Source organism: Streptomyces sp. NBC_00028, from assembly GCF_045041065.1.
Lineage (GTDB): Bacteria > Actinomycetota > Actinomycetes > Streptomycetales > Streptomycetaceae > Streptomyces.
This window is the reverse complement of the sequence record NZ_CP108293.1, coordinates 1,890,762-1,910,044: the sequence shown is the minus strand read 5'-3', so window position 1 is coordinate 1,910,044 and position 19,283 is coordinate 1,890,762. Positions and strand designations below refer to the sequence as shown.

Here is a 19,283-nt window from a genome sequence, read left to right as displayed (position 1 = left end):
GCCGTAGCCGGCCGAAGGACCGGACACCCGACGGCCCCGCGACACAGCAGCTCACCCGGAGGTACGGATGCGGCGCACGGACCCCGAAGGATACGGGCCGGTCCGCTACGGGCCGCCGCTGCCGGACGACGGGCTGCCGGTACTGCCCGAGCTGTCGGACGTGCTCGCCGCGGCGGCGGCCAGGGGTGGCAGCGAACCCGTCGGCGGCGGCGCGGCCCTCGCGGACGCCGCGCGCGGCTACTGGGCCCGGCGTGGACTGTCCGCCGGGCCCGAGCGCGTCGTGGCCGCCCCCGGCGCCCCCTCCCTGCTGCTCGCGCTCACCGCGGCCGTCGGCGGCGACGTCCTGGTGCCGCGGCCGTGCGCGGCCTGGTGGGCGCCGTACGCGCGCCTGTTGGGACGACCCGTGTTCCACGTGGCGACACCGGCGGAGGGCGGCGGGGTCCCGGACCCGTACGCCCTGCTGGAGACCGTGCGCCGGGTGCGGGACGAGGGCGGTGACCCGCGGCTTCTCGTGCTGTCCGTGGCCGACGACCCGACCGCCACCGTGGCGCCGCCCGAGATGCTGCACGAGGCCGTGGAGGCCGCCGCGGGCGAGGGCCTGCACCTGGTCAGCGACGAGACCTGGCGCGACACCGTGCACGCCCCGCACGACACCATGTGGCTGAGTCCGGCCGAGATGCTGCCCGACCGCGTCACCGTCGTCACCGACCTGGCCGGCGCCCTGCTCCCACCGGGCTGGCCCGCCGCGATCGCCCGCTTCCCCGAAGGGGACGTCGGCGACGGCCTGCGCGCGCGTGTCCTCGACGTGCTGACCGCGCTGGGCGCCCGCGTGGCCGCCCCCGTCGCCGCCGCGGCCTGCTACGCGCTCGCCGAACCCGAGCCGGTGACCGACCGTCTCGCCGCCGCCGTACGCCTGCACGCGCGCGTGGCCGCCGCCGCGCACACCGCCGTCGTCTCGGCCGGCGCCCTGGCCCGGCCCCCGCAGGCCGGCCGCCACCTCTACGCCGACCTCGGCCCGCTGCGCACCGCCCTCGGCGCGCACGGCGTCGGCGACGCACAGGACCTGGAGGAGTTCCTCGCCGCCCGGCTCGGCATGCCGGCCCCCGGCGGCCACCGCTTCGGCGACGACCTGGGCGCCCTCAGGGTCCGGCTGTCGACCGGCGCGCTGCTCGCCGGGACGGACGAGGAACTCGAGGAATGCCTCAGTTCGACCACACCGTTGGAACTGCCACACGTGCACCGTGCGTTGATCACTTTGCAGTCGGTTTTCGACGATCTCCGCGACGACGCTCAGCGATGGGAGCCTCCTCGATGACGCAGCAGTCCACGAGTACGGCCGGTTCGAGCACAGCCGGTCCGCGCAGGCCCGGTTCGAGCACGAGCACCCGGGAGACCGACGATCCGGCCACCGCGTCACCCCTCGCGGCACCGTTCGCCCCGCCCTTCCCGCCGCTCGCCGAACCCCGCCCCCTGGGTGAGCGCCGGGTCTGGCCGCGCACCTTCCACGACCGGCTCACCGCCCCCCTGCCCGGCCTCAAGGCCATGGCCCGCTTCGCCCGCGAAGGCTCCGTGCGGCCCGGGCGCGAGGGTCTCGCCGACATCCCCCGGCTGCCTTTCGAGCCGGGGCCGCTGCCCCGCGTCGACGCCCGCACCATCGCCGTCTCCTGGGCGGGCCACGCCAGTTGGGTGGTGCGGATCGGCGGCCTGACCGTCCTCACCGACCCCGTCTGGTCCCGTCGCATCCTCGGCACCCCGGCCCGGATCACACCGGTTGGCATCGCCTGGAGCGCGCTGCCGCGCGTCGACGCCGTCGTCATCAGCCACAACCACTACGACCATCTGGACGCCCCCACCCTGCGCCGACTCCCGCGCGACACCCCGGTGTTCGTCCCCGCGGGCCTCGCCGCCTGGTTCAGGCGCCGCCGGTTCACCCAGGTCACCGAGCTCGACTGGTGGGAGGCGGCCGAACTGAACGGCGTCCGCTTCGACTTCGTCCCCGCCCACCACTGGTCCAAGCGCACCCTCACCGACACCTGTCGCAGCCTGTGGGGCGGCTGGATCCTCACCGCCGCGGACGGCGGGCGGGTCCACTTCGCCGGAGACACCGGTTACGGCCACTGGTTCTCCCGCATCGGCCGGCGCTACCCCGGCATCGACCTGACCCTCCTGCCCATCGGCGCCTACGACCCCCGCTGGTGGCTCAGCGACGTCCACTGCGATCCGGAGGAGGCGGTCCGGGCGGCCCAGGATCTGGGGGCGCGACGGATGGCCCCCATGCACTGGGGCACGTTCGTCCTGTCCGCGGAGCCGGTACTGGAGCCGCTCACCCGGGTGCGGGCCGCCTGGGAGAAGGCGGGACTCGAACGAGCGGACCTGTGGGACCTGCCGGTGGGCGGGTCCAGGGTCCTGGGCCGCACCCCGACGAGCCGCAATTCGGTGGCCGCTCCGCCCTCGTGATCGCTAGCGTCGCCCCCCATGAACCGACGGCGACGCAAGAAGCTCACCCACCAGCTCTTCGCGGCGACCCTGGCGGGCGACGCCGTCCGCGTGCGGGCGCTGCTGAAACGGGGAGCGGACCCGGAGCGACCGTACGACGACGGCGCCACACCGCTCTACCTGGCGTCGGTGCAGGGGGAGGCCGAGGTCGCGCGCGTGCTCCTGCGGGCCGGAGCGCGCCCCGACACGGAGAGCGAGGGCGACGGCTCGCAGGGCACGCCGCTCTGCGCAGCCGCCTGCTGGGGCCACACCGAGGCCGTGCGGGAACTGCTGGCGCACGGCGCCGACCCGAACCTCCGTGAGGACCACGGAACCGGCTGGTCCCCCTTGCGGTGGGCGGACAACGGCCCGCACCCCGCCACCGCCGAACTGCTCATCACGGCCGGAGCGCACCGGAGTTAGGCCTTGGCGGTCCTGCGCACCCGGCGCCACAGGCTCGGCGCCGCGCTGACCGCCACCGTCAACACGATCGCCGCCACCACGCCCTCCCAGGGCTCGCTGAACAGGGAGCCACCGAGGATCCCGATCAGCTGGTACGTCACCGCCCACGCCAGGCAGGCCGGAAGGTTCCCGCGCGCGAACCGCCGCAGTGGCCACTTGGCCATCAGACAGGCCAGCATCACCGGGATCCGGCCCGCCGGCACCATCCGGGACAGCACCAGCACCGCCACCCCGTGCTCGGCCAGCTTCTCCTGCGCCTGCGTCAGCCGGTCCTCGGGCGCCCGGGACCGGATCGCCTCCAGCCAGCGCGACCCGTTCTTCGACCGCATCCCGCGCCGCCCCAGCCAGTACAGCGCGATGTCCCCGAGGAACGCGGCCAGCGAGGCGGTCACGAACACCAACGCCATGGAGAACGGCGCCGTCTGATGGAACGCCACCACAGCGGCCGAACTGACCAGCGCCCCCGTGGGCACCACCGGCACCAGTGCCCCGATCAGCACCAGCAGGAACAGCGACGGATATCCGAGCGCCTGCTGTGTCGACTCGGGCGGCACGGTTCTGGCGGCCGCCGCCAGCCACGCCTCCGTCACCGGGCCACCCCCGGGCGCACGCTCTCCCCGTGCGCGAGCCGATGCACCGACACGCCCGGCGCACGCTCCGCCGCGAGTCGCACGAACTCCGCACCGGGGGCATGGAATTCATGGGGGCGCACGGCGTCCATCCCGATCGGCCAGTACGTGCCGTAGTGCACCGGCACCGCGCTGACCGGGTCCAGCCGGGCCAGCGCCTCGGCGGCACGCCCCGCGTCCAGATGTCCCTCACCGAGGTACGGCCCCCAGCCGCCGACCGGCAGCAGGGCCACGTCGACCGGCCCGACCTCCTTCGCCATGTCGTCGAACAGGCCGGTGTCCCCGGCGAAGTAGGTACGGGCCTCGCCCTCGACGACATAGCCGAGCGCGGGGGAACGGCGGGGTCCCACGGGCAGCCGCCGTCCGTCGTGTCGGGCCGGCACCGTCCGTACGACCAGGTCCCCGATCACCGTCTCGTCGCCCGGCACCACCTCGCTGACCTGGAGATGGGCGAGCCGGCGGAGCCCGGGCACCGCACGGGGTGCGCCCCGGGGCACGAGCAGGCGCGTGCCCGGGGACAGTCGCTCCAACGACGGAATGTGCAGATGATCGGCGTGCAGATGGGAGACGAGCGCCACGTCCGCACGCCAGGCGCCGGGCGGTGGCACCGCGCCCCGACGGCGACGCAGATGGGCGAGGCGGCGGGCGAACAGCGGGTCGGTGAGCACACGGACGTCCGAGTCCTCGACCGTGCAGGTCGCGTGACCCCACCAGGTGATCTCCACCGGCACCTCTTTGCCTCCTTCGCGCGACTCCCCGAAGCCTACGGGCAGGAGTAGGGTCGGCGGCGAAACCCGGAGGTGAGGGGGACGCCATGGGACCGGTTCGCGTCACGGCGATCGCGAGTCTGACGCCGCTGGAGGAGCTGGAGGCCGATCCCTTCCTGGTGGACGCCCGCAGTCAGCACGCGATGTGCGCCCGCTGGGCCGCCGAGCAGGGCTACATCGTCAGCCGGGAACTCCTCGTGCGCGGCCTGCGTCCCGACCACTGTGTGCTGTGGGACGGCGTCCGTCCCGGCCTCGACCTCTTCGTCGCGCCCAGCCGCCGGGTCCTGGAGAGCGCCCTGTCCTCCGTGGAGGACTTCCTCACCGAGTGCGCCCGGCGCGGGGTGCGGGTGGAGACGGTGGGATCGGCGGAACCGTCGTACGACGCCCAGATGAAGGCCAGCATCCACCGCCGCCTGTCGATGCCGACGGCCGGGTACGACGGCCGGTAGCGGCCACCAGGCTTCGCCGGGGGAACTTCCGTCCGTTGTGACAGGGTGGGGCCAGGCCCGCGCCGAGGGCGGGCCGGGGACGTGAGGTGTGCGGGGCGTGCGAGGCGGGCGTTGGCGGCGGATCGCCAGTCAGGCGGGGCGGAGTGTCGCGGTGTGGGCGGTCTCCACGATCACCATGCTCGTCCTCGCGGGCATCCTGCCGGACTTCCAGCTCAGGTCCGCGGACGGCGACAGCGCCACCGACATCGCCGTCACCGCGGCCCTCGGCGCCGGTGCCTTCGGTGTCCTGTCGGCCCTGGTCTGGCCGCTGCTCGTACGGCTCCTGCTGCTGGTGCCCGCCCTGGTGCTCGGGCTGCTGGTCTTCGTGCTCAACGGCTTCCTGCTCCTGCTGGCGCTGCGGCTGAACCCGACCGAGCGGGGCGCCGCCGCGTGGGAGACCGCGGTCGTGGTCGCCGCCGTGATGTCGGCCGTCGCCTCCGCGACCGGCGCGGCCCTCGCCGTGCGGGACGACGACGCCTACCGGCGCCGGCTCTACCGGCTCGCCGACCGCCGTCGCAGAGGCGGCCCGCTCGCCCCCTCCGCGCCGGGCATGGTCTTCCTCCAGCTGGACGGCGTCGGCCACGACGTCCTGCGGGTCGCCGTCGCCACCGGCGTCATGCCCACCCTCGCCCGCTGGCTGGACAGCGGCACCCACCGGCTCACCCCGTGGCGCACCGACTGGTCCAGCCAGACCGGCGCCAGCCAGCTCGGCATCCTGCACGGCAGCAACGAGGACGTGCCGGCGTTCCGCTGGTACGAGAAGGACAACCGGGAGGTGATGGTCTGCAACCGCCCCACCAGCGCCGCCGAACTCCAGCGCCGGGCGGTCGAACGCACCGGGGACGGCGGGCTGCTCGGCGCCGACGGCGCCAGTCGCGGCAACCTCTTCAGCGGGGGCGCCGACGAACAGGCGCTCGTGCTGTCCATCGCCACCCGCAGGCGCAGCCGGGAGACCCGGTCCCGCGCGGGCTACTTCGCGTACTTCTCCGACCCCGCCAACGCCGTACGCACCGCGCTGTCCTTCGTCGCGGAGGTGGGCCGGGAGATCGGCCAGTCGACCCGGGGCCGGGTCCGCCGGGTGCGGCCGCGGGTGAGTCGCGGGGGCCTCTACCCCTTCATCCGGGCCTTCGCCACCGTCGTGGAACGGGACGTCGTGGTCGCCGCGGTGATGGGCGACATGCTCGCCGGACGCACCGCCGTCTACGCCGACCTCGTCGCCTACGACGAGGTCGCCCACCACTCCGGGCCGATGAGCCGGGACGCCGAGAAGGTCCTCGAACGCCTCGACCGGTCCCTGGCGCTGATCGAGAACGTCGCCGAACACGCCCCGCGCCCGTACCGGATCGTCGTCCTGTCCGACCACGGCCAGAGCCCCGGCGAGACCTTCCAGACCCGCTACGGCCTCACCCTCGGCGACCTGGTGCGGGCCGGCTGCGGACTGCCCGTACCGCGCAAGGCGCGGCGCACCCACAGCGGCGCCGAGGCCCGCGCGGCCGTCCGCGCCGCCCTGCGCCGCCCCGTCGAGGAGAGCCGCGAGCAGCACCGGCCCTCGCGCCGCAGCTCCGAGCCGCTCGTGCTGGCCTCCGGCAACCTCGGCCTGATCTCGTTCCCGGACGTGCCGCACCGGATGAGCAAGGAGGAGATCGACGCCCGCCATCCCGCCCTGCTGACCACGCTCGCCAACCATCCCGGCATCGGCTTCCTCCTCGTACGCAGCGAGGAGCACGGCGGGGTGGTGCTCGGGCCGTTCGGTACGGAGATCCCGGTCAACGAACTGGACGAGAACCCGGGCCCGTTGGCCGCTTTCGGGCCGGGCGCCGCCGACGCCGTACGCCGTACGCACGGCTTCGCGCACACCGCCGACATCATGGTCAACTCCTCGTACGACCCGGGCGACGGCGAAGTCCTCGCCTTCGAGGAGCAGATCGGCTCGCACGGCGGGCTCGGCGGGGCGCAGGGGCGGCCGTTCCTGCTGTCGCCGGCCGCTCTGTCCGCACCGGTCGACGACGACCAGGAACTCGTCGGCGCCGAACAGGTCCACCATGTGCTGCGCCGCTGGCTGCGTGAATCCGACGGCCCTCAGGTGCCGCTGCCGGAACGTCAGGACGAACGGCGGGCGGCCTGACAGCTGTCTTGAGCGTGCGGTGCGCCCAAGTGTGATCGGATGGGACACGGAACCCCTACATGGGCCCATGTCTGAAAGGAAGAACCCGTGGCTACCACGCGCTCCGCACACACCGTCTGGGAAGGCAACCTGCTCGAGGGCAACGGAGTCGTCTCCTTCGACTCCTCCGGCGCCATCGCCCAGCAGCCGGTGACGTGGGCTTCCCGCGCCCAGGAGGCGAACGGCAAGACCAGCCCCGAAGAGCTGATCGCGGCCGCCCACTCCAGCTGCTTCTCCATGGCGTTCTCGCACGCCCTGGCCGGCGCCGGCACCCCGGCCACCAAGCTCACCACCTCCGCCGACGTCACCTTCCAGCCGGGAGAGGGCATCACCGGCATCCACCTCACCGTCGAGGGCACCGTGCCGGGCATCGACGAGGAGGCGTTCGTCGCCGCCGCCGAGGAGGCCAAGGTGGGCTGCCCCGTCAGCCAGGCCCTCAAGGCCGTACCGATCACCCTCTCGGCGAAGCTCGCCTGATCCTTCCCGTACGTTCCCGGATGCCGCGTCCCCGTGAGGGGCGCGGCACCGTCCTTTTCGGGGTACCCGTATTTCGGGGTACGCGGCATTGACAAGGGCTCACTCAAGTTTTGTGCTGGAGTCCGGGAAGTGCCCTGGCGGAAGGGGACAGCGATGGGACGCGCGGTCGGGATCGATCTGGGGACCACGAACTCCGTGGTGGCCGTCCTGGAGGGCGGCGACCCCACGGTCGTCGCCAATGCGGAGGGGGCCAGGACCACACCGTCGGTGGTGGCCTTCGCCAAGAACGGGGAGGTGCTGGTCGGAGAGGTCGCCAAGCGGCAGGCGGTGACGAACGTGGAGCGGACGGCCCGGTCCGTGAAGCGGTACATGGGTGACGGCGGCTGGCGGTTCCCGGAGCAGGGGTCGGTCGACGGCACCCGCTACCGGGCGCAGGAGCTGTCGGCGCGGGTGCTGCAGAAGCTGAAGCGGGACGCCGAGTCCTATCTGGGCGAGGACGTCACCGACGCGGTGATCACCGTCCCGGCGTACTTCGACGACGCCCAGCGGCAGGCCACCAAGGAGGCCGGCGAGATCGCGGGCCTGAAGGTGCTGCGGATCATCAACGAGCCGACCGCCGCCGCCCTCGCCTACGGCCTGGACCGGGGCGAGGAGCAGACCGTCCTCGTCTTCGACCTCGGCGGCGGCACCTTCGACGTGTCGCTCCTGGAGATCGGTGACGGTGTCATCGAGGTCAAGGCGACCAACGGCGACACGCATCTCGGCGGCGACGACTGGGACCAGCGGGTGGTCGAGCACCTGGTGAAGAAGTTCCAGGGGCAGTACGGCATCGACCTCGGCAAGGACAAGATGGCCCTGCAACGGCTGCGCGAGGGCGCCGAGAAGGCCAAGATCGAGCTGTCCAGCTCCTCCGAGACCACGATCAACCTCCCGTACATCACCGCCTCCGCCGAAGGCCCGCTGCACCTCGACGAGAAGCTGACGCGCGCTCAGTTCCAGGAGCTCACCGCCGACCTGCTCGACCGCTGCAAGACCCCCTTCCACCAGGCCGTCAAGGACGCCGGGATCAAGCTCGCCGCGGTCGACCACGTCATCCTCGTGGGCGGCTCGACCCGGATGCCCGCCGTCACCGACCTCGTCAAGGAACTCACCGGCAAGGACCCGCACAAGGGCGTCAACCCGGACGAGGTCGTCGCCCTCGGCGCCGCGCTCCAGGCGGGCGTCGTCCGCGGCGACGTGAAGGACGTCCTGCTCCTCGACGTGACCCCGCTGTCCCTGGGCATCGAGACCAAGGGCGGCATCATGACGAAGCTCATCGAGCGCAACACCACGATCCCGACCCGGCGTTCGGAGATCTTCACCACCGCCACCGACAACCAGCCCTCGGTCGGCATCCAGGTCTACCAGGGCGAACGCGAGATCGCCGCCTACAACAAGAAGCTCGGCGTCTTCGACCTCACCGGCCTGCCGCCCGCACCGCGCGGTGTCCCGCAGATCGAGGTCGCCTTCGACATCGACGCCAACGGGATCATGCACGTCTCCGCGAAGGACCTCGCGACCGGCCGTGAGCAGAAGATGACCGTCACCGGCGGCTCGGCGCTGCCCAAGGACGACATCGACCGCATGATGCGGGACGCCGAACAGTACGCGGAGGAGGACCGCAAACGCCGGGAGGCCGCCGAGACCCGCAACCAGGCCGAGCAACTCGTCTACCAGACCGAGAAGTTCCTCCGCGAGAACGACGAACGCGTCCCCGCCGAGACCAAGGCGGACGTGGAGTCGGCGATCGCTGAACTCAAGACGCTCCTGGAGCAGAACGCCGACACCACGGCCCTGCGCAACGGCGTCGAGAACCTGGCCACCGTCAGCCAGCGGGTGGGCCAGGCGATGTACGCGCAGGCCCAGCAGTCGGAGCCCCACGGCACCGAACAGCAGACCACCACGCCCCCCGAGGAGGAGGGCGTGGTGGACGCGGAGATCGTCGACGAGGACCGGGAACAGAAGGGCGGGGCAGCCTGAGCCCTACGAGCCGGCGCGCTCCCAGCCCCGCCGTTCCGGACGCGGCCCCAGCCTCCTGGGGTCGCGTGCCCGGTAGACGACATAGGGCCGGAACAGGTACTGCACCGGGGCGCTGAACATATGCACCAGCCTGCTGTACGGCACGAACGCGATCAGCGCCATCCCGATCACCGCATGGACCTGGTACAGCACCGGCACACCGTGCATCCGGTCGATGTCCGGCTGGAGGGTGAACAGGCTGCGCGTCCAAGGGGCGATGGACTGACGGTAGTTGTAGCCGTCGCCGGAGGCGTGGGTCAGCTTGGCGATCATGCCCATCGCGATGGCGCCGAGCAGCACCAGGTACATGAGCTTGTCGTTGGCGGTGGTCGCGCGGAAGACGGGGGCGCGCGTCCTGCGGCGGTAGACGAGCAGCACGATCCCGGCGACGGTGAGGACCCCGGCCGCGGTGCCGCCGTAGAGCGAGAACAGATGGTACGTGTGCTCGCTGATCCCCACCTTGTCCGTCCACGACATCGGGATGAACAGCCCGACGAGGTGCCCGGCCAGGACGAAGAGGATGCCGTAGTGGAAGGCGGGCGAGGCGATGTTCAGCAGCTTCGACTCGTAGACCTGCGAACTGCGGGTCGTCCAGCCGAACTTGTCGTAGCGGTAGCGCCAGACGAGTCCGGCGACGAGCAGGGCGAGGGCGACGTACGGCAGCACGCCCCAGAGGAGTGTGGTCATCAGCGCACCCCGGTGTGGTTGGGCAGTGTGGCGCATACGGCGTCCAGGACGGACGCGTACGGGGTCCCGAACGCGGTGAGCCGGGAGCGCAACTGCTCCAGGCCGTCCCGGTGTTCGGTGAGCAGGTCGGTGTCGCCGGTGCGGGCCGCGAACTCGAGGACCGCGGGCAGGAAGTCGGGCAGCTCCTCGCCGGTGAACTCCAGACCGGCGGCCCGGTAGACGTCCTTGAAGCGGACCAGCGACATCCCGCGCCGCCGGGTGTCCCCGTCCTGCCACCAGCTCAGGTACAGGCTGTGCCGGTTCTTGAAGTCGAAGACCTGGACGTAGTGCGCGGCCAGCTCCTGCGCCGGGGTCACCGCCGCGTGGTCGGTGAACTCCCTCAGCTGCGGGGCCGCTTCACGCAGCAGCGGCAGCCGGGCGCGGAAGTCGTCGTCGGGGTAGGTCAGACAGAGCGCTGCTGCCTGGTACAGCACGGCGTACGACGGCATCAGACCTCCTCGGCGTCGGCGGGGTCGTCGGACGTCTGGCGGCGGCGCAGCCCGTGGAAGTTCTCCACGGACACCACCGGCAGCAGCTTGCGCTGCCCGGAGTCCTGGCCGAACGGCCCGTCGCCGCCCATGCCCGGACCGCCCTCGTACTCGAGACTGCACCCCTCCGGCAGCGCCGACTCCTCAAGGCGCCGGGCGTCACCGACGGCGGCGGTCGGGATCACGTACCGGTCCTCGTACTTGGCGATCGCCAGCAGCCGGTACATCTCCTCGATCTCCTCGGGCTTCATCCCGACCGCCTCGGTGACGGCCGGATCGGGGTCCTCGCCCAGGTTGATCGCCCGCATATGGGCGCGCATCGCGGCGAGCTTCTCCAGGGAGGCCCGCACGGGCGCGGTGTCGCCCGCGGTGAAGACCTCCGCGAGGTACTCCAGCGGGATGCGGAGCGTGTCGATCGCGCCGAAGAGGTTCTGGGCGTCCTCACCGTCGTGCCCGGTCTCGGTGAGCGCGTCCACGACCGGGGAGAGCGGCGGGATGTACCAGACCATCGGCATCGTGCGGTACTCGGGATGCAGCGGGAGCGCCACCTTGTACTTGCTGATCAGGGCCCGGACGGGGGAGCGGCGGGCCGCCTCCATCCAGTCGTACGAGATCCCCGCCTCCTCGGCCGCCCGCTGCACGGTGGGATCGTCCGGGTCGAGGAAGACGCCCAACTGCGCCTCGTACAGGCCCTTCTCGTCGGGCGTGGACGCCGCCTCCGTCACCTTGTCGGCGTCGTAGAGGATCACCCCGAGATAGCGGAGACGGCCCACGCAGGTCTCCGAGCACACCGTCGGCAGGCCCACCTCGACGCGCGGGTAGCACATGGTGCACTTCTCGGCCTTGCCGGTGCGGTGGTTGAAGTAGACCTTCTTGTACGGGCATCCGGTCACGCACATGCGCCAGCCCCGGCAGTGGTCCTGGTCGACCAGGACGATGCCGTCCTCGGCCCGCTTGTACATCGCGCCCGACGGACACGAGGCGACGCAGGACGGGTTGAGGCAGTGCTCGCAGATGCGCGGCAGATAGAACATGAAGGTCTGCTCGAACTCGAACCTCACCTTGTCGGCGGCCTGTTGCCGGGTCCGCTCGACCATCGGGTCGAGGTCGCCGTAGGCGGGGGCGCCGGCGAGGTTGTCGTCCCAGTTCGAGGACCACTTGATCTTCATCGGCTTGCCGTCGATCTGCGACACCGGCCGGGCCACCGGGTAGTCGTCGCCGAGCGGGGCGTCGGTGAGGTTCTTGTAGTCGTAGGTCCAGGGCTCGTAGTAGTCCTTGATCTCCGGGAGCTTGGGGTTGGAGAAAATGCCGAGGAGCTTCTGGAAACGGCCGCCCGCCTTGAGCTTCAGCGCGCCCCGTTTGTTCAGCTCCCAGCCGCCCTGCCACTTCTCCTGGTCCTCGTAGCGACGTGGATAACCCTGTCCGGGGCGGGTCTCCACGTTGTTGAACCAGACGTACTCCATGCCCTGCCGGTTGGTCCACGCCTGCTTGCAGGTGACGGAACAGGTGTGGCAGCCGATGCACTTGTCGAGGTTCATGACCATCGTGATCTGAGCCATCACTCGCATCTCAGTACTCCACCTCCTGCGAGCGGCGGCGGATGACCGTCACCTCGTCGCGCTGGTTGCCCGTCGGGCCCAGGTAGTTGAACGCCCAGCTCAACTGGGCGTAGCCGCCGATGAGATGAGACGGCTTGAGGATGAGCCGGGTCAGCGAGTTGTGGATGCCGCCGCGCTTGCCGGTGGCCTCCGTCGTCGGCACGTTGACCGTGCGCTCCTGCGCGTGGTGCATATAGACCGTGCCGGCCGGCATCCGGTGCGAGACGACGGCGCGGGCGACGACCACGCCGTTGCGGTTGACCGCCTCGATCCAGTCGTCGTCCTTGACGCCGATGGCGTCCGCGTCCTGCGGGGCCATCCAGATGGACTGGCCGCCGCGGGAGAGAGCCAGCATGAACAGGTTGTCCTGGTACTCCGAGTGGATGGACCACTTGTTGTGCGGGGTGAGGTAACGGACCGTCACCTCCCGTTGTCCGTCGGGGCCGAGCTGCGGTTCGCCGAACAGCTTGTTCATGTCGAGGGGCGGTCGGTACACCGGGAGCGCCTCGCCGAGTTCATGGATCCAGTCGTGGTCCAGGAAGAAGTGCTGGCGGCCGGTGAGGGTGTGCCAGGGCTTCAGATGCTCGGTGTTGAGCGTGAAGGCCGTGTATCTGCGGCCACCGGACTCGCTGCCCGACCACTCCGGCGAGGTGATGACGGGGACGGGTGCCGCCTGGGTGTCGGCGTACGTGATCCGCTTGCCCTCGTGCTCGGCGGCCAGGTGGGCCATCTCCTGCCCGGTGCGCGCCTCCAGGGTGTGGAAACCCTGGGTGGCGAGGCGGCCGTTGGTGGTGCCGGACAGGGCGAGGATGGTGTTCGCGGCCTTCACGGCGGTGTCGATCGAGGGACGGCCCTCGTAGCCGGTGCCGTTCAACTCGGCCAGGTGCCGCACCTCTTCGTCCGGTTGGAGCGCGATGCCCTTGCACGGCATGCCGAGCTTCTCGACCAGCGGGCCGAGGGCCCGGAACTTGGCGCCGATCGCCGTGTAGTCCCGCTCGACGACCGTGAGGTTCGGCATCGTCTTTCCGGGGACCGGATCGCACTCGCCGCGCTTCCAGTCCAGGACCACCCCGCCGGGCTGGGCGGTCTCGCCCGGGGTGTCGTGCTGGAGCGGCGACGCCACCAGGTCCTTGCGGGTGCCCAGGTGGACGACGGCCATCTCACTGAGCCGGTCGGCCAGCGCCTTGAAGGTGTCGAAGTCGGTGCGGGCCTGCCACGGCGGGTCCACGGCCGGGGTGAAGGAGTGCACGTAGGGATGCATGTCGGTGGACGACAGGTCGTGCTTCTCGTACCAGGTCGCCGCGGGCAGGACCACGTCCGACAGCAGGGTCGACGAGGTCTGCCGGAAGTCCAGGGACAGCAGCAGGTCGAGCTTGCCCTCGGGAGCCTCCTCCCGCCACTTCACGTCCCGGGGGCGCTCGTGCGACTCCGCCTCCTGGGCGCTCAACGACGACTGCGTGCCCAGCAGATGGCGAGTGAAGTACTCGGCGCCCTTCGCCGACGAACCGAGCAGGTTGGCCCGCCACAGCGTCAGCACGCGCGGCCAGTTCCCGGGGGCGTCCGGGTCCTCGCAGGCGAAGTTCAGGGTGCCCGCGCGGAGTTCGGCCACCGCCTTGGCCACCGGGTCGCCGAAGGTCTCGCCCAGCTCCAGGGGGTTGCGGTCGAAGGTCGGATACGACGGCATCCAGCCCGAACGCGCCGACAGGGCGAGGCAGTCGGCGCCCGTCATGCCCTTGAAGCGGCCCTCGCCGAGCGGTGAGGACAGCACATCGGCGGTGAAGTGGTCGTAGCGCCACTGGTCGGTGTTGAGGAACCAGTACGCGGTGCCGATCATCTGCCGCGGTGGCCTCGACCAGTCCGACGCGGCGGCCAGCGTGGCCCAGCCGGTGACCGGGCGGCACTTCTCCTGGCCGACGTAGTGCGCCCAGCCACCGCCGTTGCGGCCCTGGCAGCCGGTGAGCTGGAGCAGGGCCAGGAAGGCGCGGTAGATGGTCTCGGAGTGGAACCAGTGGTTGGTGCCGGCGCCCATCAGGATCATGCAGCGGCCCTTGGAGCGCTCGGCGGTCCGCGCGAACTCCCGGGCGATCTTGACGCACTTGGCGGCCGGGACGGAGGTGTGCACCTCCTGCCAGGCCGGCGTGCCGGGCGCCTCGGCGTCCTCGTAGGAGGCGGGCCAACTCCCCGGCAGATCAGGACGCCTGATGCCGTACTGGGCGAGCAGCAGGTCGTACACGGTCGTCACCAGCGGCCCGTCCGGGCCGCCGAGCCGGGTCGCCGGGACACCCCGGTGTACGACGTCGCCGCGGCCCTGGCCGTGTTCGCCGCCCTCGGTGTCGAAGCGGGGGAGCAGGACCTCGACGCCGCTCGCGATGTTCTGCCCGTGCAGGGTCAACGTCGGCTCGATCGGGCCGAGTTCGAGGTTCCAGCGGCCCTTGCCGGAATCGGTCCAGCGGAAGCCCAGGGAGCCGTTGGGGACGACCGCGCGCCCGCTCGCCGCGTCCAGTACGACCGTCTTCCACTCCGCGCCCTCGCCCTCCTGGCCGAGGTCGGTGGCGCGCAGGAACTTCGAGGGGACGTGGGCGCCGTCCTTCTCGGTGAGCGTGACCAGGAACGGCAGATCGGTGAACTTCCTGACGTAGTCCGTGAAGAACGGCGTCTCCCGGTCGACGAAGAACTCCTTGAGGATCACGTGCCCCATCGCCAGGGCCAGCGCCCCGTCCGTGCCGGGATGGGGGTGCAGCCACTCGTCGGCGAACTTGGCGTTGTCCGCGTAGTCCGGGGCGACCACGACCACCTTCTGGCCCCGGTAGCGGGCCTCCGCCATCCAGTGCGCGTCCGGAGTGCGGGTCACCGGGACGTTCGAGCCCCACATCATCAGATACGCGGCGTCCCACCAGTCGCCCGACTCCGGGACGTCGGTCTGGTCGCCGAAGACCTGCGGGGAGGCCACGGGCAGGTCGGCGTACCAGTCGTAGAACGACAGCATCGGGGCGCCGATCAGCGAGTGGAAGCGGGCGCCCGCCGCGTGCGACACCATCGACATCGCCGGGATGGGGGAGAAGCCGGCGATGCGGTCGGGACCGTACGTCTTGATCGTGTGGACGTGGGCCGCGGCGACGATCTCCACGGCCTCGTCCCAGGTCGCCCGGACCAGGCCGCCCTTGCCGCGGGCCTGCTGGTAGCGGCGGCGGCGCTCGGGGTCGTTCTGGATGTCCGCCCAGGCCACGACCGGGTCGCCGGTCCTCGCGCGCGCCTCTCGGTACAGGTCGAGCAGGACACCGCGGACGTACGGGTAGCGCACCCGGGTGGGGGAGTACGTGTACCAGGAGAACGCGGCGCCCCGGGGGCAGCCGCGCGGCTCGTACTCGGGGCGGTCCGGGCCGACGCTCGGGTAGTCGGTCTGCTGGGTCTCCCAGGTGATGATGCCGTCCTTGACGTACACCTTCCACCGGCAGGAGCCCGTGCAGTTCACGCCGTGCGTGGAGTTCACGACCTTGTCGTGGCTCCACCGGTCCCGGTAGAAGGCGTCCGCCTCGCGGCCCCCGGTCAGCTCGATGCTGTGCAGGTCGGGCGCGGGAGTGCCGGGCCGGAAGAAGCGCCCGGCCTTCAGCAGCGCCGCGCCCGGCTCGGTGGGCGGGGTCTGGGTGTCGGTCACATGCGCTCCCTTGCTTGCCCGTGCTTTCGAAGCTAGGGGCGAGGGCGGGAACGCACCTGTTCATGGCACCCGTACGGGTAGGCGTACGGGTCAGGGCTTGCGGGCGACCCCCGCGTACACCGGCACGATGCCCTCCGACTGGGCCTCGACGTCGACGGGCTCCGGCCGCCAGCCGGTCACCGGGATCACCCCGGGGCCCAGCAGCTCCAGACCGGCGAAGAAGCGCGAGAACCGGGGCAGCGAGCGCGGGTGGAACGGCGTACCGCTCGCCCGGAAGTGCTCGGCGGCCTTCCCGATGGCCTCCGGGCTCAGATCGGCGGTGACCTGGGAGAGGATCACATGGCTGCCGGGGGCGAGCTCGGCGACGTACCGTTCCAGCAGGCCGTACACGTCGTCCTGGTCCGGCTCCTCGCTCAGGTAGTGGGTGAGCGCCACCAGCGACAGGGCGATAGGCCGGGAGAAGTCCAGGGTCTCCGCGGCCAGGCGCAGGATGGTGTCGGGGTCGCGGACGTCCGCGTGCACATAGTTCGTGGCGCCCTCGGCGGTGCTGTGCAGCAGGGCCTGGGCGTGCCGCAGGACGATCGGGTCGTTGTCGACGTACACGACCCGCGCGTCCGGGGCGACCTCCTGGGCGACCTGGTGGAGGTTGGGCTCGGTGGGGATACCCGTGCCGATGTCGAGGAACTGCCGGATGCCCGCCGCGGCCACCGTCCGTACCGCCCGGTGCATGAACCGCCGGTTGGCGCGCGCCCCGCGCACCACCGCGCCGTCCGTGGCGAGGATCCTGCGGGCCAGCTCCTCGTCCACCGGGTAGTTGTCCTTGCCGCCCAGCCACCAGTCGTACACGCGGGCCGGATGCGGCCGGGTGGTGTCGAGGATGGTGGGCGCGGCTTCCGGTCCGGTCATCGGTGCTTCTCCTCGGTCCTCAGCAGGTTCAGTAGGTCGCGCGGCGCTCCCGCAGGATCTTCTTGGTGCGCTCGGCCGACGCGGCGCGCGCCGTCATGTGGTCCAGGACCTCCAGATGCAGGGAGACCTCCTTGCGGGAGTCCAGGTACAGGGCGCCGGTCAGATACTCGGTGAACGCCATGTCCGGCAGTTCGGGCTCGGCGAACCGGAAGAGGGAGAAGGGGGCGTACGTCCCCGGGTGCGGGCCCGCGGCGAACTCGGCGATCTGCAACGTGATCCGGTCGCGCTCGGCGAACTCCAGCAGCTTGTCCAGCTGCTCCCGCATGACCTCGCCGCCCTGGCCGACCGGCCGGGCCAGCACCGTCTCGTCCATGATCACCCACAGGTGGGGCGGGTCCGGGCGCTCCAGCAGCTGCTGGCGGGCCATCCGCAGGGACACATGGCGCTCGACGGTCTCCGGGCCGGCCTGCGCGATCGTGCCGGCCTCCATGACGGCGCGCGCGTACGCCTCGGTCTGGAGCAGCCCCGGCACGAAGTGCGGCTCGTAGGAGCGGATGATGCGGGCCGCGCCCTCCAGGCTCACGTACAGGCTGAACCAGTCAGGCAGCACGTCGTGGAACCGCTGCCACCAGCCCGGCTGGTTCGCCTCCTCGGCCAGCGCGACGAACGCGTCCGCCTCCTCCTCGCAGACGCCGTACGTCGACAGCAGCATCTGCACGTACGGGATCTTCAGCGCGACCTCGGCCATTTCCATGCGCCGTACGGTCGCCGGAGCCACGCGCAGGACCTTCGCGGCCTCCTCGCGTTTGAGCCCGGCCGCCTCCCGCAGCTCCTGAAGCCGCTTGCCGAGCACCACCTGACCCACCGTGGGCGCAGGCCGCCGCTCACTCACGCCACGCCTCCCCTACGCGCCGAAGTATCCGGGGCAGTGTGTCATGTTCCGCCGTCACTCTCACGTGATCCGTGGTGAGGCGCTCGCCACGCGGGGCGTTGGGGAAGCCGACCGTGCCATTACCCCGCGCGTAATCGACCGGACCGGGCCGGCGCGGGATCGTGGAGTCACCGGGTTCCGGGGCGGCGCACTCCGCTCCGGAACCCGGCCCCACTCTCTTCCGTGCTCCAACTCGACCTCGACGGAGGCTGATTCGTCATGTCCGCAGCCCAGCTGTCCGCCCTCGCCCGCACCACCGACCCGCACACCGCGCTGCGCCGCTTCCTCGCGCTCGACGCGGTGGTGACCGGCGGCAACGGCCTCGCCTATCTCGCCGCGTCCGGGCCGCTCGGGCGGCTCCTCGGCGTCGGTTCGACACTGCTGCTCGAACTCGGCGCGTTCCTCGTGGTGTACGCGGCCGGTGTCGGGTGGCTCGCCGCCCGACCCCGCCCGGCCGCACTGCCGGTCCGGGCCGTCGTCGAGGCCAACCTCGCCTGGGCGGTGCTGAGTTGTGTCGCACTTGCGCTGTGGCTGTCGCCGAGCACCGCGGGAGCCGTGTGGACCGTCCTCCAGGCCCTCACGGTCGCCGGGTTCGCGGCGCTCCAGTACATCGCCCTGAAGGCACGTCAGGACATGAGTCCCTGAAGGTACTTGGCCGTCGCCGGGTCGGCCGGGACGAACGTCTCGATGGCCAGCTCGGCGACGGTCACGTCCATGGGGGTGTTGAAGGTGGAGATGGACGAGATGAAGGACAGCACCCGGCCCTCGTGCTCGATCCGCATGGGGAGCGCGAAGTACGCCGCCGCCTCCAGCTCCTCGCCGCCGTCCTCGTCCTCGTGGGCGAGCGGATACGCCGCCACCTCCTCGTACAGCGCCCGCAGCCGCTCCGAGCGGCGCAGGGCGATCTGCCGTTCCATCTGCTCCAGCAGATGCCCGCGCCACGCGCGCAGGTTGCGGATACGGGGAGCCATGCCCTCCGGGTGCAGGGTCAACCGCATCGCGTTGAGCGGCGGTTCGAGCAGCCGCTCCGGGATGCCGTCGAGCAGCGTCAGGATGCCGCGGTTGGCGGCGACCACGTTGTACATGGCGTCCAACACCAGCGCCGGGTACGGCTCATAGCCCTGGATCAGCCGCTCGATCCCGTCCCGCAGGGCGTCGAGCGCCGGGGCGTCCAGCGGCGTCTCCGGGTAGTACGGGGCGTAACCGGCCGCCAGCAGCAGCGCGTTGCGCTCCCGCACCGGGACGTCCAGATGCTCGGCCAGCCGCAGCACCATCTCCTCGCTCGGCCGGGAGCGCCCCGTCTCGATGAAGCTGATGTGCCGCGCGGAGGAGTCGGCCCGCAGCGCCAGCTCCAGCTGGCTGACCCGGCGCTGCTCCCGCCAGGCCCGCAGCAGCGGGCCGACGCCCCCGTCGGTGGCAGTGGTGGTGGTCATACGACGACCGTAGACGAAGCCGGTGG

The 19,283-nt window shown here is 71.6% G+C and carries 17 protein-coding genes; 8 read left to right on the top strand and 9 right to left on the bottom strand.

What is annotated here, in order from left to right; all coding sequences use genetic code 11:
* Positions 1-67: 67 nt before the first annotated feature.
* From OG885_RS08350 to OG885_RS08340, 3 genes are read left to right on the top strand one after another with little or no spacing between them, the layout of a single operon-like run.
* Positions 68-1,315, top strand: a complete 1,248-nt coding sequence (locus tag OG885_RS08350; RefSeq protein ID WP_405728381.1) for an aminotransferase class I/II-fold pyridoxal phosphate-dependent enzyme — start codon at positions 68-70, stop codon at positions 1,313-1,315.
* Positions 1,312-2,457 (top strand): MBL fold metallo-hydrolase, encoded by a 1,146-nt coding sequence (locus OG885_RS08345; protein WP_405728378.1) that lies wholly within the window; start codon positions 1,312-1,314, stop codon positions 2,455-2,457. Before OG885_RS08350 ends, OG885_RS08345 begins: the two co-directional genes overlap by 4 nt.
* Positions 2,458-2,475: 18 nt before the next feature.
* Complete coding sequence (locus OG885_RS08340; protein ID WP_405728375.1) at positions 2,476-2,898, top strand: ankyrin repeat domain-containing protein; 423 nt, start codon at positions 2,476-2,478, stop codon at positions 2,896-2,898.
* Here OG885_RS08340 and OG885_RS08335 read toward each other — a convergent pair.
* Both OG885_RS08335 and OG885_RS08330 read right to left on the bottom strand, forming a co-directional pair.
* A complete protein-coding gene (locus OG885_RS08335) occupies positions 2,895-3,527 on the bottom strand; it encodes a DedA family protein (protein WP_405728372.1) in 633 nt (210 codons plus the stop codon). The two genes, OG885_RS08340 and OG885_RS08335, sit on opposite strands and share 4 nt — an antisense overlap.
* Positions 3,524-4,297: an MBL fold metallo-hydrolase gene (locus OG885_RS08330; protein WP_405728369.1), complete on the bottom strand. Its 774-nt coding sequence runs from the start codon at positions 4,295-4,297 to the stop codon at positions 3,524-3,526. Before OG885_RS08330 ends, OG885_RS08335 begins: the two co-directional genes overlap by 4 nt.
* A gap of 83 nt (positions 4,298-4,380) precedes the next feature.
* Between OG885_RS08330 and OG885_RS08325 the strand changes: the two genes are divergently transcribed.
* The 4 genes from OG885_RS08325 to dnaK all read left to right on the top strand — a co-directional run bounded on the left by OG885_RS08325 (position 4,381) and on the right by dnaK (position 9,481).
* Positions 4,381-4,782, top strand: a complete 402-nt coding sequence (locus tag OG885_RS08325) for a hypothetical protein (RefSeq protein ID WP_405728366.1) — start codon at positions 4,381-4,383, stop codon at positions 4,780-4,782.
* 88 nt (positions 4,783-4,870) lie between these two features.
* Positions 4,871-6,946 carry a phage holin family protein gene (locus OG885_RS08320; RefSeq protein WP_405728363.1) on the top strand — a complete coding sequence of 692 codons (2,076 nt, stop codon included), beginning with the start codon at positions 4,871-4,873 and terminating at the stop codon, positions 6,944-6,946.
* 87 nt (positions 6,947-7,033) lie between these two features.
* The gene (locus tag OG885_RS08315) at positions 7,034-7,462 is read left to right on the top strand and encodes an OsmC family peroxiredoxin (protein WP_399951786.1); all 429 of its coding nucleotides are present in this window, start codon (positions 7,034-7,036) and stop codon (positions 7,460-7,462) included.
* 153 nt (positions 7,463-7,615) lie between these two features.
* Positions 7,616-9,481 carry a molecular chaperone DnaK gene (gene dnaK / locus OG885_RS08310; protein ID WP_405728359.1) on the top strand — a complete coding sequence of 622 codons (1,866 nt, stop codon included), beginning with the start codon at positions 7,616-7,618 and terminating at the stop codon, positions 9,479-9,481.
* A gap of 3 nt (positions 9,482-9,484) precedes the next feature.
* On the opposite strand, the gene narI is transcribed toward dnaK, so the two are convergent.
* The 6 genes from narI to OG885_RS08280 form a co-directional block, all read right to left on the bottom strand.
* Positions 9,485-10,207, bottom strand: coding sequence for a respiratory nitrate reductase subunit gamma (gene narI, locus OG885_RS08305; RefSeq protein ID WP_405728356.1), 723 nt, complete (start codon positions 10,205-10,207; stop codon positions 9,485-9,487).
* Positions 10,207-10,695, bottom strand: a complete 489-nt coding sequence (narJ, locus tag OG885_RS08300) for a nitrate reductase molybdenum cofactor assembly chaperone (RefSeq protein WP_399951795.1) — start codon at positions 10,693-10,695, stop codon at positions 10,207-10,209. The genes narI and narJ overlap by 1 nt, the downstream gene beginning before the upstream one ends.
* Entirely contained in the window at positions 10,695-12,302 is a 1,608-nt protein-coding gene (narH, locus tag OG885_RS08295) for a nitrate reductase subunit beta (RefSeq protein ID WP_405728352.1), read from the bottom strand. The genes narJ and narH overlap by 1 nt, the downstream gene beginning before the upstream one ends.
* 1 nt (position 12,303) lies before the next feature.
* Positions 12,304-15,987 carry a nitrate reductase subunit alpha gene (locus OG885_RS08290; RefSeq protein ID WP_405728349.1) on the bottom strand — a complete coding sequence of 1,228 codons (3,684 nt, stop codon included), beginning with the start codon at positions 15,985-15,987 and terminating at the stop codon, positions 12,304-12,306.
* Positions 15,988-16,077: 90 nt separating this feature from the next.
* Positions 16,078-16,893: an SAM-dependent methyltransferase gene (locus OG885_RS08285; RefSeq protein ID WP_405728346.1), complete on the bottom strand. Its 816-nt coding sequence runs from the start codon at positions 16,891-16,893 to the stop codon at positions 16,078-16,080.
* A gap of 28 nt (positions 16,894-16,921) precedes the next feature.
* Positions 16,922-17,785 (bottom strand): helix-turn-helix domain-containing protein, encoded by an 864-nt coding sequence (locus OG885_RS08280; RefSeq protein ID WP_405728343.1) that lies wholly within the window; start codon positions 17,783-17,785, stop codon positions 16,922-16,924.
* Positions 17,786-18,043: 258 nt separating this feature from the next.
* Here OG885_RS08280 and OG885_RS08275 point away from each other — a divergent pair, with 258 nt between their 5' ends.
* The gene (locus OG885_RS08275) at positions 18,044-18,469 is read left to right on the top strand and encodes a hypothetical protein (RefSeq protein ID WP_405728340.1); all 426 of its coding nucleotides are present in this window, start codon (positions 18,044-18,046) and stop codon (positions 18,467-18,469) included.
* Here OG885_RS08275 and OG885_RS08270 read toward each other — a convergent pair.
* On the bottom strand, positions 18,451-19,257 hold the full coding sequence (locus OG885_RS08270) for a helix-turn-helix domain-containing protein (protein ID WP_405728337.1): 807 nt from the start codon (positions 19,255-19,257) through the stop codon (positions 18,451-18,453). The genes OG885_RS08275 and OG885_RS08270 overlap by 19 nt on opposite strands.
* Positions 19,258-19,283: the final 26 nt, after the last annotated feature.